Origin of the sequence: Hathewaya limosa, assembly GCF_030815255.1 — a bacterium.
Classification (GTDB): Bacteria; Bacillota; Clostridia; order Clostridiales; family Clostridiaceae; genus Hathewaya; species Hathewaya limosa.
The window spans coordinates 31,002-44,528 of the sequence record NZ_JAUSWN010000016.1 but is presented as its reverse complement, the minus strand read 5'-3'; the positions used below and the strand labels follow the sequence as shown (position 1 = coordinate 44,528).

13 protein-coding genes, 1 pseudogene and 1 riboswitch are annotated in these 13,527 nt (G+C 25.5%); of the genes and pseudogenes, 10 read left to right on the top strand and 4 right to left on the bottom strand.

All coding sequences use genetic code 11. The annotated features are described in order from the left end of the window. Positions 1-38: 38 nt before the first annotated feature. Together eutM and QOZ93_RS09820 are read left to right on the top strand one after the other, a co-directional pair. On the top strand, positions 39-326 hold the full coding sequence (gene eutM / locus QOZ93_RS09825; RefSeq protein WP_111943255.1) for an ethanolamine utilization microcompartment protein EutM: 288 nt from the start codon (positions 39-41) through the stop codon (positions 324-326). Between the two features lie 435 nt (positions 327-761). Then, complete coding sequence (locus QOZ93_RS09820) at positions 762-1,973, top strand: hypothetical protein (protein ID WP_307356111.1); 1,212 nt, start codon at positions 762-764, stop codon at positions 1,971-1,973. A gap of 245 nt (positions 1,974-2,218) precedes the next feature. Here QOZ93_RS09820 and QOZ93_RS09815 read toward each other — a convergent pair whose 3' ends face one another. Next, complete coding sequence (locus QOZ93_RS09815) at positions 2,219-2,674, bottom strand: VOC family protein (RefSeq protein ID WP_307356110.1); 456 nt, start codon at positions 2,672-2,674, stop codon at positions 2,219-2,221. A gap of 138 nt (positions 2,675-2,812) precedes the next feature. Then, a complete protein-coding gene (locus tag QOZ93_RS09810; RefSeq protein WP_307356109.1) occupies positions 2,813-2,935 on the bottom strand; it encodes a hypothetical protein in 123 nt (40 codons plus the stop codon). A gap of 453 nt (positions 2,936-3,388) precedes the next feature. Here QOZ93_RS09810 and QOZ93_RS09805 point away from each other — a divergent pair, with 453 nt between their 5' ends. The 6 genes and pseudogenes from QOZ93_RS09805 (at position 3,389) to QOZ93_RS09780 (ending at position 7,968) form a co-directional block, all read left to right on the top strand. Further along, a complete protein-coding gene (locus QOZ93_RS09805; RefSeq protein ID WP_307356108.1) occupies positions 3,389-3,742 on the top strand; it encodes a winged helix-turn-helix transcriptional regulator in 354 nt (117 codons plus the stop codon). 184 nt (positions 3,743-3,926) lie between these two features. Next, positions 3,927-4,631 carry a response regulator transcription factor gene (locus tag QOZ93_RS09800; RefSeq protein WP_307356107.1) on the top strand — a complete coding sequence of 235 codons (705 nt, stop codon included), beginning with the start codon at positions 3,927-3,929 and terminating at the stop codon, positions 4,629-4,631. Beyond that, positions 4,631-5,542 (top strand): sensor histidine kinase, encoded by a 912-nt coding sequence (locus tag QOZ93_RS09795; protein WP_307356106.1) that lies wholly within the window; start codon positions 4,631-4,633, stop codon positions 5,540-5,542. Before QOZ93_RS09800 ends, QOZ93_RS09795 begins: the two co-directional genes overlap by 1 nt. A 213-nt stretch (positions 5,543-5,755) precedes the next feature. Then, a pseudogene (locus QOZ93_RS09790) lies at positions 5,756-6,082 on the top strand (ATP-binding cassette domain-containing protein); the annotation flags it as partial. After that, positions 6,076-6,366, top strand: a complete 291-nt coding sequence (locus tag QOZ93_RS09785; protein ID WP_307356105.1) for a hypothetical protein — start codon at positions 6,076-6,078, stop codon at positions 6,364-6,366. The pseudogene QOZ93_RS09790 and the gene QOZ93_RS09785, both read left to right, overlap by 7 nt. A gap of 58 nt (positions 6,367-6,424) precedes the next feature. After that, a riboswitch (purine riboswitch) is annotated at positions 6,425-6,526 on the top strand. Positions 6,527-6,666: 140 nt separating this feature from the next. Then, positions 6,667-7,968, top strand: a complete 1,302-nt coding sequence (locus QOZ93_RS09780) for a nucleobase:cation symporter-2 family protein (RefSeq protein WP_307356104.1) — start codon at positions 6,667-6,669, stop codon at positions 7,966-7,968. A gap of 110 nt (positions 7,969-8,078) precedes the next feature. Here QOZ93_RS09780 and QOZ93_RS09775 read toward each other — a convergent pair whose 3' ends face one another. Continuing rightward, positions 8,079-8,750: a nitrite reductase gene (locus QOZ93_RS09775; protein ID WP_307356103.1), complete on the bottom strand. Its 672-nt coding sequence runs from the start codon at positions 8,748-8,750 to the stop codon at positions 8,079-8,081. A 173-nt stretch (positions 8,751-8,923) separates the two neighbouring features. Between QOZ93_RS09775 and QOZ93_RS09770 the strand changes: the two genes are divergently transcribed. Further along, positions 8,924-11,851 carry a DEAD/DEAH box helicase gene (locus QOZ93_RS09770; RefSeq protein ID WP_307356102.1) on the top strand — a complete coding sequence of 976 codons (2,928 nt, stop codon included), beginning with the start codon at positions 8,924-8,926 and terminating at the stop codon, positions 11,849-11,851. Positions 11,852-11,860: 9 nt separating this feature from the next. On the opposite strand, the gene QOZ93_RS09765 is transcribed toward QOZ93_RS09770, so the two are convergent. Beyond that, complete coding sequence (locus tag QOZ93_RS09765; RefSeq protein ID WP_307356101.1) at positions 11,861-12,259, bottom strand: (deoxy)nucleoside triphosphate pyrophosphohydrolase; 399 nt, start codon at positions 12,257-12,259, stop codon at positions 11,861-11,863. A 205-nt stretch (positions 12,260-12,464) separates the two neighbouring features. Here QOZ93_RS09765 and QOZ93_RS09760 point away from each other — a divergent pair, with 205 nt between their 5' ends. Continuing rightward, positions 12,465-12,998 (top strand): hypothetical protein, encoded by a 534-nt coding sequence (locus QOZ93_RS09760; protein ID WP_307356100.1) that lies wholly within the window; start codon positions 12,465-12,467, stop codon positions 12,996-12,998. The last annotated feature ends 529 nt before the right edge of the window (positions 12,999-13,527 follow it).

Below are 13,527 nucleotides of genomic sequence, written 5' to 3'. Positions count from 1 at the left end.
ATAAAAAATATAAAAAGATATTTTAGGAGGATTTTAAAATGAAATTTGATGCACTAGGAATGATAGAAACTAAAGGTTTAATAGGATCAATTGAGGCTGCAGACGCTATGGTTAAAGCTGCAAACGTATATTTAATAGGTAAAGAATATGTTGGAGGCGGACTTGTAACTGTTATGGTTAGAGGAGATGTTGGAGCTGTTAAAGCTGCTACAGATGCTGGTGCTGCTGCTGCACAACGTGTTGGAGAATTAGTATCAGTTCACGTAATCCCAAGACCACATTCTGAGGTTGAAGTAATTCTTCCATCTACTAAAGAAGAAAAATAGGATTTAAATTATATCCTAATTCAAGAGATTAGATATGATAAGATGATTTCCGTATTTAGCGGAAGTCATCTTATTTTTTTATAAAGTTATATCAAAATAAGTATGAATTTTCAGAAATATGTTATAATTGATAAATAAAACTTAGTTAATAAGTATACAAATTTAGTTAATCAGTGCATAAATAATGTTCAAGAAATATAAGGGAGTTATGTTATGAATATTTTAAAAGCAATAAATAGAGGCAGTAGTTCATCCTGAAAATATTGCATCAAATAAATTAAATATGAAACTTGGATTTAAGAAAGAGGGTTTTAAGGAAAGTTCAGCTTATAATAAAAGAACAGATGCATTTGAAGATAGATTAATTTATGGAATTATAAATCATATATAATAGAACAAGTTTAGATATGAGATTAAAGTTTAGGGGATAAAAAGATGAAAAATGCAAAATTAAATTTTTATTTTTTTGGAGATATTGGAGAATACGATGTTTATAATCCGGCTTATGTTTGTAACAAAAGATATGCATCTGAAATAGTATATTTAATAGCAAAAAATGATCCATTTTCAATATCACAGTTGGAAATAACTAAACTATTAGGTGTAAATAAAGAAGAAGTTAAAGATATAATAGATAATCTTAAACTTATTAATGCAATAGAAAATAAAAATGATAAATACAAAATTAAGTTTCCTATTTTTTTAAAGGAAGATGTAATTGATTTGGAAAGCTATATAAATAATATAGGAAAAGAGATTGGTAATAAAATTATTAAGTTACGTGATATTTTATATGAAAAAGTATCTAAATTAAAATGTTTTAAGCAATATGGTTATGAAAGAATACTTTATCATATTATTTGTGACTATATTTTTGATGGCACTGCTTTTGAATTTTTTAAGGAAAAAAACATTTTTTGTGTATCAAAAATTCAACCTGATAATAGAGATTATATTATTGTGGCATATGAAGATAATAATATGGTAGAAAAATATAGTAATAATATTTTATGTAGTAGTAATAATTATAGAAGTCATGGAGTTACCTTTAATAGTTTTGGGGATTCAAATGGTATTAGAAAAGATATGTTTAGATTTTTTAGATTAATACAAAAAAGTGTAAATGAAGCAACTCCATTTGAAAAAGTAAATTTAGCATATAATAGAATATTAGATAGTAAAAATATAGAAATTTCATATGAATGTGGAACTTTAATGAATAATATTTTTACAGAGGATGTTAAATATGTTGAGCTATCTGAAAAAGAAAAAAATTTGGCTCAATTTTTAAAGGAGTTAGGATATATTGATATAAATATAAGTAATAGTATGTTATCAGTAAATGTTCCTGTGTTTTATGATTTTGAAATATCTACAATTATTAAAGAAATATCAGATTTGATACTTACAACCATATTCCCAATAGTAAAAGAAACTTTTGATAATTTTGAGATTAATGTAAGGAACTTAACATCTGTAAAGCATGGCGTAAATATAAAAGAGATAGCAAATGAAATATGGCATCAAGTGTTTGGAAATGTAAATGAATACTTAGTAAAACAAAAGTTTGTATCAGTACCTGATAATATAAAAGGAGAAGGGCGTTATCTTAGAAGCATAATAATTTCTAAAAATAATATTAACTAATACTTAGATTACTAAAGGATTGAAAAATATGTAAGGTATTTAATATAAAACTTAAAAATACTTTTTGTTATATGAATAAAGTAGTATAAATTAAGGTCATGTTATATACTTAAAAATATAATAATTAACTAGAAGTGAAAAAGATAATTTCTAAATAAGTTAGAAATTATCTTTTTTATGTTAATTAATTTCTAATACTTAAATATATTGCAAGTTATCATGTAATACTATTAACTTATTACAATTTATAAAATTTCAATAAGTTCTAGTATTATATTGTTACAATCTCTAAAGTATACTACTTTACTTTTTCCAAAATTTTGATCAGTAAGATCAAAGGTTTGAGGTTCTGATAAAAAATGTACCCCTTTATTTTTTAAGTTACAATAAACTTCATTAATATTTTTAACATAAAAACAAATTTCAGAAATGTTAATGTCATTTAGTTGTCTAATAGGAATATTTTTGTTACTTGAACCAACAAACTCTATAAGTTCTATCTTAGGACCTTTTAATTGTTTATCACTTTTGAAATAAGCTACTCTTAATTTAGAATTCTTTATAGTAGTTAAAATTTCTACATTATGACCTTCCATAATTATGTCACCAGTTAATGTTAGACCTAATATATCTCTATAAAATTTTATAGTTTGACTCATATCATTAACAGTAATTCCAATATGTGCTATTTCATCTAGCATAACGTTCAACTCCTTCTAAAAAAAATTTGTAATTTTATTCTAAAAAGTTTTTTAAAAATTAATATCATAAATGCATTGAAATAATTGTCTTATTTCTTTTACAAGAACTTCTCTTTGGTTAGTACTAGTACAAGAATTTTATACTGATTCTTTAGAAATAGTATCTAGATTATTCGTAAATTCGTCTTGTGAAATTTGAAATTCTTTTAATGAAGCTGGTAACTGTAACTTTCTTCTTAAGTCTTTTATATGTTTTATCAAAATATTTACCAACTAATCTTCTGTAGTTCCTAACAAATATAAACGTTTTATGATATCAACATAAATCTACTGGATTTTTTAGCATTAAATTGAATAACTAAGGGAGAATAAATAGCATTTCAAAAGACTATACTAGCTAAATTTGGCATTAACTTTGTTATTATTAAAACACTCCTTTTATTAAAATTATCCATCACACATATAATTATACTAATTTCTTATTATATTAAAAGAAGGCACTTTAAGGTATTATACTTACATAAAGGTATGAATTAAGATATAGTCTTTGTTCTATTAAATAAATTTAATGTTATGAAAAATTGACTAATTTTAATATACAAAGTATCATAATATTGAAAGTTATTAAACTCTTATAAAAGTTATAATAAATATAGATTTAATATAGAAAGGGGAGAGTTAATAAAATATATAATTTTATTAACTTAAAATTATATGCCTAAAGATAGAAAAAATAAAGTTAGTTGTAGTAATTACATATCAGAAATTGAAGTTACACTAGAAGTCATAAGTGGAAAATGGAAATCTCTAATCTTATGGAATTTAGGTATTTATAAAATAATTAGATTTAATGAGTTTCAAAATATTATTCCTAGTATAAGTCAAAAAATGTTAACTCAACAACTAAGAGACTTAGAAAAAAATAATTTAATTAATCGAAAAAGTTACAATCAAGTTCCTCCTAAAGTAGAATATTCCCTAACAGAGTTAGGTAATGAACTTATTCCAATATTAGAAAAGATGAATGTATGGGGGGAGAAATTTATAAACATTTTTGAAAAAGAATAAGTTGTATGTTCGTATACAACTTATTCTTTTGAGGTTATTATATATTTTATGGGAGAAATCATTTTAATAGAGATTTTAAAATCTTTCAGTCAGTGGGTTTAGAAATTTTTAAAGCTTTATAAGGAGGGGGAAAATAATATAAACTAAAATTTTAAGCGAGTGTATTAGTTTATATAATAGAATTATGAAGAGTTTAAAGATTTTAATTGTAGAAGATGATATAAATATAAATAATATGATAAAAGAAGCTTTGATAAAGGAAAGTTTTGATGTTGAACAAGCTTTTAATGGTTTTGAATGTATAGAAAAATTTAAACAAGAAGAATACCAAATGATAATTATGGATATTATGATGCCAGTTATGGATGGGGTAGAGGCCATGAGAAGAATTAGGGAAAAAAGTAAAGTACCTATTATAATTCTTTCTGCCAAAGGAGAAGATAGTGATAAAATTATAGGGCTTGGGATGGGAGCTGATGATTATATCGTAAAACCTTTTTCTGTACCAGAACTTATAGCTAGGGTTAAGTGTAATATAAGAAGAGCAATTTATTATAATGAAACTGAGTTTGATAAAGCCAACAGTATATATCAATATGGAGATGTAAAATTTGATATAGATAATTATACTGTTACGAAAGGAAAAAAAGCACTTACACTTACTGCAAAGGAAATGAAAATACTAAAGCTTTTCTTTGAAAACCCTAATAGGGTATTTACTAAGATTCAAATATATGACAGTGTATGGGGCGATGAATTTTTATCTGATTATAATACAGTAACAGTACATATGAGAAGACTTAGAAGTAAAATAGAAGATGATTCTAATAATCCCAAACTCATAGAAACCGTTTGGGGTATAGGATATAAATTAGTGGGTAATAAATAATGATTTATATATTAATAATAACTAACATAATAGTGGCTTTATTGTTATTAAACGAAAAAATAAAAACTAAAATAATTACTAAAAGATTAAAAAATATTATAAAAGAGGATTCAAGAGAAAGAGTAAAATCTTGTAATTTAAGTACCGATAAAAAAGAATTGGTGAAACAGATCAATAAATTTCTTGATAAATATCATGAAGTTTCTATAGATAATAAAAATTTTAAGGAACAACATCAAAAAATGATTTCTAATATTTCACATGATATAAGAACACCACTTACTGCACTTATGGGATATGTAGATCTTCTTTCGGATAATTTAAATTCAAAAGAAAAATATGAAGAATATCTTGAAATTATTAAAGAAAGAGGTAATGTACTAAAAGAACTTATGGAAGAATTCTTTCAAATGGCAAAGCTGGAATGTGATGATAAAGAAATAATTATTGAAAGGTTTAATATATCAGAAGTTGTAAGGCAGAATATAATTACATTTATGAATGAGATAAATAAAAAAAATATAATTCCGCAGATAAATATAGGTGACGAAGAGATTTTTGTTTTAGGCAATAAAAAGGGTACAAATAGGATTATAACAAATCTAATTTCAAATAGTTTAAAGTATGGATATGAAGGAAATATAATAGGAATTGACTTAATAAAAGATAGCAATTGGGTAGAGATTAGTATTTGGGATAGAGGAAAAGGTATTAATAAAAATGAAATTCCGTATATTTTTGATAGATTATATACAGTGGAGAAATCTAGAAATAGAAAATTTCAAGGTAGTGGTTTAGGACTTAGCATAGTAAAAAGTTTAGTGGAAAATATGAATGGTGATATTAAAGTTGAAAGTATACCTTATGAAAAAACCATTTTTACAGTAAGATTACCTATTAGTAATACTTAAATTTAAAGATTAAATAATTTAACATGTAAGTTTTAATGTTTAAAAGAAGATTTAATAAATTTGTAATAATTATGTATTTGTGATTTAAGGATTATTTCTTATTATATATAAAGTAAGAAATAATCCTTAATTGATATATAAATTAAATTCTATTAAAAAAGAATAGATTTTAAGGAGTGATATATTTAATTTGTAATGAAAAGAGGTAAGGTAATGGATAACATATTAAAGACGTATAATCTTACAAAACAGTATGGTTCTAATATTGTAGTAGACAATGTTAATATGAATATTAAAAAGGGAGAAATATATGGTTTTTTAGGTAGGAATGGAGCAGGAAAAACTACAACCTTAAGAATGTTAATGGGACTTGTATTCCCAACAAAAGGGTCATATGAGATTTTCGGGAAAAGTATGAAGGATAGGGCTGTACTAGGGAGAATTGGAGCAATAATTGAAACACCAGGTTTTTATCCAAATTTAACAGCAAGAGAAAATCTAGATATTCATAGAAGACTTATGGGTATTCCTAATTGGGAACTATAACAGCATGTATAGCACTTGCAAGTAAAAAAATTACTACTCCAGTTATGTATATAGCAGTTCAACTTATAGCTAGTTTTATATTTTTAAGTGAGCCAAATGTGAGAGGGTTTATACCATTTCCACTACCAGTCATCTCTAATCTTATGTTAATCAAAGGAAATTATAGTATTATAAAAAATGTTTCTATTATGCCAAGTCAGGTTATAATAGCTATAATTATGTTTGTTGGAGGAATTATATATGGATGTTGGTATACAAACAGAATTGAATTAGAATAAAATCTAATTAATTATATAAAAAATGATAAAATTGGACTAGCAATAATAAAAAAGTATGTTATAATAACATATAAAAACTCGTATAGCGTCGGTAATATGGACCGAAAGTTTCTACCTACTAACCATAAATTAGTAGACTACGGGGTATTGTATGTTTAGTGAATAATTTTTTTTATTTGCTTTAGAGACAAACACCTCAATTAAATTTGGGGTGTTCTTTATTTATACTAAACTACCCTTATTACCATATGCCTATCAATTTTAGGACGAGTATTAAAGATAAGAAAGGATAGTGGTATAATGGATAAAAATCAAAAAGATATTGAACTAATGTATGGAATTAGTGATAAACCTAAAATATTAATACAAATTTTATTGGCACTACAACATATTTTTGCTGCCTTTGGTGGAATAATTGTGGTACCTATTGTAGTTTCAGCAGCATTAAAATTTGATGTAAAAACTTCAACTTTATTAATAAGTAGTACAATTTTAGCTGCTGGAGTTGCTACTTTTATTCAATCCAAAGGGGTAGGGCCTATAGGATCACGAGTTGCATGTATTATGGGAACTGATTTTACATTTGTTGCACCATCAATTTCAATCGGAAGTAAATTTGGATTAGTAGGAATTTTAGGTGCTACTATTTTTGGAGCTATTTTAGAAATAATTTTAAGTTTTTTTATAAAACCCTTAATGAAATTATTTCCACCAATTGTAACAGGAACTGTTGTAAGTTTAATAGGATTAACTTTATTACCAGTATCTATTGATTGGGCTGCTGGAGGTGTCGGTGCTGTTAATTATGGATCATTAAAAAACATTCTAATAGCTTTATTTATAATGATGATTACATTAATGCTAAATCATTACGGAAAAGGCTTAGTTAGTAGTGCTTCAATTTTAATAGGAATGGTTCTTGGATATATAATCTGTATTCCACTTGGAATGGTGGATTTTACAACAGTAAAAGAAGCAAGTTGGATAGCATTCCCGAAAATTTGGGCTTTAGATGTTAAATTTAGTATGGAAACTTTATTACCATTTATTCCAGCATATTTTGTAACTATTATTGGAACAGTAGGATGTCTTAAAGCAATAACAGAAGTTTCAAAAGTTGAATCTACTGAAAAGTGTATAGCATCTGGAGTTTTAGCAGATGGGGTAGGAAGCTTACTTGCAGGAGTCTTTGGGGCATTACCTAATACATGTTTTAGTCAAAATATAGGATTGATTCCACTTACTAAAGTTGCTAGTAGATATGTAACCATTATGGCAGGAATATTATTAGTTATATTAGGACTATTACCTAAGTTCGCAGCACTTATTAATATTATGCCTCAGCCAGTATTAGGTGGAGTTGGAATAGTTATGTTCGGAACTGTAGCTGCAGCTGGAATTAAAACTTTAAGTACAGTAAAGTTAAGTAATCGTAATATGTTAATTATTGCAACATCTATAGGGTTAGGTTTAGGAGTTACATTTAGACCAGAATTTATAGGAAGGTTGCCAGAATCATTAAAAATGATTTTTTCATCAGGAATTTCAACAGGTACCATTGTAGCGTTAATATTAAATGTTGTGTTAAAAGAAAAAGAATAAATTTATAAAAGCGGTAAATGGCTAATAACATTATATAGCATTTACCGCTTTAAATTTTTTGCTATTAGTTTTATAAATATAAGTAAGTATTTTGAATATATCGTATAAAGTTATTTTAGTGAAGCTATAGCATTATTTATATTTTCTTCAAGAGTTGGTGATAATCTTTTTAATGTTGCACCAAAACGTTCACCAGTGTTTCCATTATTACAATAAAAATCTAAAATAATTTTGATTGCAGGAATTAAGTTTTCTTCAGAAATGGCATGGTTTAGTTTAAAACCTAATGAAGGAGACTTACCCATCATTCCACCTATATATATAGTAAATTTACCTTTTTGAGAAAAACAAGGAAGAATTCCTACATCTTGTGATTGAGCTTTTCCTAAACTATTTGGACAACCAAAGACCCCAATCTTAAATTTTTTTGGCACAGGAATTCCAAGAAATTCATTTTCAATATTACAGGCAACTTTATGAACATCAAAAAATCCTTTTGTACATTCCGAACCTTTACATGCGACTACTGCACGTACTATTTTACCAGTTCCATAAGGAAGTAGACCTAACTCTTTTGATTTAGCATATGCTAAGGAAATATTTTCTTCAGATATTCCATTGATTTCAATAGTTCCTCTACTTGTAGCAGTAAGTTTTCCATTTCCATATTGAGATGCTAATTCAGATAAATTTTTAAAGTCTTCAGCAGAAAAAACTCCACATTTTCCAAGAATGCGTAAGGCATATTTATTATTTTTTTGATGTATTACTCCAAGCTCCATATACAACCCTCCCATTTAAATACTAAAAATTACCTTAATTATTTTATAATTGTAACATTAAATATATACTATGTCTAATATCAGTTAGGATAGAAAAATTTATTTAAGTCCTTGTTATAGGTCTTAGTAATTTGTTAGAATAAATTATATAGTGAAATAAAAAGGGGATAATTATGTTATCGAATATAGAACAGTTAAGTAATATTCAACATAAAGAAAATGAAGAAATAAAATATAATAAAGTATATGAAATTAATAATATTAGTAACAAAGAAATACAAGAAGAGAATTATCTAATAAATAATACATTAATAACTAACTCAGATAAAGGTAATCTATTAAATGAACTAAAGAAATGTTTAGAGGAATGTGAAAAGTTTTATTTTAGTGTTGCATTTATTAACTTTAGTGGATTGCAACTTTTATTAGATAGTTTTAAACAATTAGAAGAAAAAAATATTAAGGGAAAAATAATAACATCAACTTATTTAAATTTTACGGAGCCAAAGGCCTTAAAAAGAATTAAAGAGTTTACAAATATAGAATTAAAGATATTTATAGCAGATAAAGAAAAAGGATTCCATACTAAGGCATATATTTTTGAAAATAAAAATGAATATAAAATAATAATAGGATCTTCTAATATAACACAAAGAGCTTTGAAAAGTAATATAGAATGGAATGTTAAAGTAGTATCTAAAAAAGACAATAAATTTACTTATAATGTTATTGAAGAATATTTAAAATTATGGAATACAACAGCTTTTGTAGATAATGAATTTTTAGAAAAGTATAATAAGTTTATAGAAGAAATTAAGAGTATGGAAACAAAAAAATCTATTCAGTTTGATGCTTATGAAATAATAAAGCCTAATTGTATGCAAAGGAGAGCAATTAATAATTTAAATAACATAAGGGGTTTAGGAGAAGATAAAGCTTTAGTTGTAGCTGCCACAGGTACAGGTAAAACATATATGTCTGCTTTTGATGTTGCTAATTATAAACCTAGAAAAATGCTTTTTTTAGTACATAGAGAAGAAATTTTAAAAGGTGCAGAGAGAACTTTTAGAAAGCTTGTTAAGAATAAAATGAAAACTACAGGTTTGTTAACAGGTACTAGAAAGGAAATAGATGCGGATTATTTATTTTCAACTATTCAATCTATGAATAATAATTTAAGTAATTTTAATCAAGATGAGTTTGAATATATTATTATAGATGAGGCACATCACGTAGCTGGTGATTCGTATAAAAGAGTATTAGATTATTTTAAACCTAAATTTCTTTTAGGAATGACTGCAACACCAGAAAGATGTGATAGTGAAAACATATTTGATGTATTTGGAAATAATTTAGCTTTAGAAATAAGACTAAGTGAGGCCTTGGAAGAAGAGCTTATAGTGCCATTTCATTATTTTGGTATAACAGATATTGAGGGTATTGATTTAAGTGATGTGGATATTGAAGATATCTCTGAGGTAACTAAAAGGCTAAAAGTTAATAGAAGAGTAGATTTTATAATAGATAAGATGAATTTTTATGGCTATGATGGAGAGAGAAGAAAGTGTATTGGATTTTGCGTAAGTATAGAACATGCTAAGTATATGTCGGAGGAGTTTAATAAAAGAGGTATAACTAGTATTTATTTAACAGGAGAAAATTCATCAAAGGAAAGAGATGAATATATTAAAAAATTAGCATCAGATGATAATCAGTTAGAGGTTATATTTACAGTAGATATTTTTAATGAAGGTGTAGATATTCCTGAAATTAATCAGGTTCTAATGTTAAGGCCTACAAGTTCACCTATAATATTTATTCAGCAATTAGGAAGAGGACTAAGGAAATATAAGAATAAATCCTTTTTAACTGTACTAGATTTTATAGGAAATCATAAAAAAGCTTTTTTAATAGCTTTGGCGTTAAATGGAAGAAAGTACTATGATAAAGATAGTTTGAAGGTAGCAGTAGCTAATCAATTTCAAAACATACCAGGATGCACAAATATCCAGATGGATAGAATAGCTCAAGAAAGAATATTAGAACAGCTAAATGAAGAAAATTTTAATTCAATGAAATATTTAAAGGAAGAGTATCTAGAGTTTAAGAAATTAAATGGAGGTAGGGTTCCTAGCTTTTTAATGGATTATATGAAATATGATGGAGCACCTGATCCTTTAAAATTTTTAAATAAAGAAAAAACTTATTTGAGTTTTGTTGCTAAGTTAGAAAAAGATCATGAATTAAATGAATTATTAAAGAATGAAAAATTTTATAAGGTCCTTAAAGAATTTTCAAGTAAGTTACCCTTAAAAAGAGTTTATGAATTTAGTATTATAAAATATTTAATACATAATTATAAAATAGATAGTGATCAAACTAAAAAAGAAATTTTAAAAAGAATTAGTTTTGTAGGTAAAGAGAGTATAAAACATTCTTTTAATGTTTTAAATAGAGCGTATGATGATTCGGCACAGAGAAAAAATAATATAAATTGTTTTTTATTAAAAGATGAAGAGTTGGAAGTGACAAAGGAATTTAAAGAGCTTATAGAAAACCATAAATATAGAAAATACATTGAGGATGTTATTAATTATGGAATTATGAGATATGAGAAAGAATTTAAAGAAGAATATTATGGTGTTCCTTTTTTCAAATTATATGAACAGTATCAAATGATTGATGCAGCATTATTATCAAATTATACAAAAACTCATAGTTCTTTTAGGGGAAGTGGGTTACTTTCTAATGATAGAGATTATTTTTTATTTATTGATCTCCATAAAGAAGAAAGTATTAAGGAGAGTATAAACTATAAAGATAAATTTATAGATAGAGAAAATTTTCAATGGCAAAGTCCCAATAATACTTCTCAAAGTTCAGAGCGAGGTAAAAACATTATATTTAATAAGACACGAGGGATTAGATTACATATTTTTATAAGGAAATATAAAAGTATTGATGGAGTTGTTCAGCCCTATATTTATATAGGAAAAGGTGATGTTAATAAATACTATGGTGAAAAACCTATTACTACAATAATTAAATTAGAAAATAAAGTTCCGTACGCATTGTATACAGAATTTATAGAAAAGGTATAGTTTTTTTTACTATACCTTTTCTAACATTAATTTTTTTACAGTTGAAATATCAGCTGGTGCCCATTTTAATGAAGATAAGTTTTCTCTATGTAGCCATAATAATTTTGAATGTTCACTAGCAGTAGGAGTATCATCTACAAGTTTACATTTAAGAGTAATTAGATTTACTATAAAGTTATCGTATTCGTAAGTATCGTCATTGAATATATCAATAAAGTTAACAGTACAATTTAATTCTTCTTTTATTTCTCTTTCTATAGCTTGTTTTAAAGTTTCATTTTCTTCTATTTTTCCACCAGGAAATTCCCAATGATTAGGTATACTCATCTTAGGTGAACGAAGAGCACATAAGATTTCTTTATTTTCATTTTCTATAATAGCACCAACAACCTTGATTAATTTTTTCATAATAAACTCCTTACTATGTATATGTTCTAAATAATTATAATTATAACATTAAGTAATTTAAAAGGTAACTATATCGTAATGATATATTATATAAAGAACATATATAAATCACCTTTTACTAATATTTAGCTTTGTAAAAAAAGCACGATATAAAGTAAAGAGATAATTTATTTTTGAAATTTATATATGAAGGAAGGCTAATAAAATGAGGATTCAAGGTACTAATAATTTTTTTAATATGATTAATTTAAGTAACAAAAAGGTTAAGACTAGAGAAGAAGAAGAAAAACTTCTTAAAGCTAGAAAAGAAAATCCTATATTGGATAAAGTACTTTATCAACAAGATGTAGCAAAAGGATTTGAAAAAAAGTCAAGTGTTGAAAAAATTGCTAAAAAGATTGCACGTGGAGAGAGTTTAACACAAGAAGAGATGGAATTTATAAGACAAAATGATCCAGAAATGCTTAGAAAGGCACAAATGGCTAAGCAAGAAAAAGAGGAACTAGAAAGAAAAGTAAAAAGTGCCCAAAATAAACAACAAGCACAGAGTATATTAGCACAGGCAGGGATGGCTGCTTTAAAAGTTGCTAAGGAAGTTGATCCACAATTAGGAAACTTACTTATGGAAGGCGTTAAGAGTGTACAGGAAGAGTATACCAAAGGTGAAAAACCTTCAAATAAAGTACAAAAATATCAAAATAATCAAAGAAATTTTTGTGGATTAATGAATGATAAATAGTTAGAAAAAATCTTATATATGACATAATAACAATTTTATAATAGATATAAATTTAAGTATGTATGCTTAAAAAGGAAAATGTAAAGAAACATTTTCCTTTTTTTATTTAGTAAAAAATTATACAAGAATCACAAAGAACCAGAAAAATTAATAGTGTTTAGATATACATAAAAAATTTAGTTATATTAAAAAAATATAAATATATTGCAAAAAAATGTAGAATAATGTATACTTTTTGTGAATATAAGATTAATAAATTGTTAATAAGCATTTGTTATTCTGTTTAAAGTTTATAAATACCAAGGAGGAGTAAAATGAATAATAGTAAATCTAAACGAAATATAATAGTATCTATAGCTATTATTGGAATTTTAGGAATTTTGTATACCATGAGGATTCATAACAATAATAATAATAATACGAAATTGCTTAACAAAAACAACAAAGTAGTTGTTGAACATAACAGTGATACAAAGTTAGATAAGAAAAATAAGGAAATGGTAAATAATAAGGTAGAAAAAGAAAATAG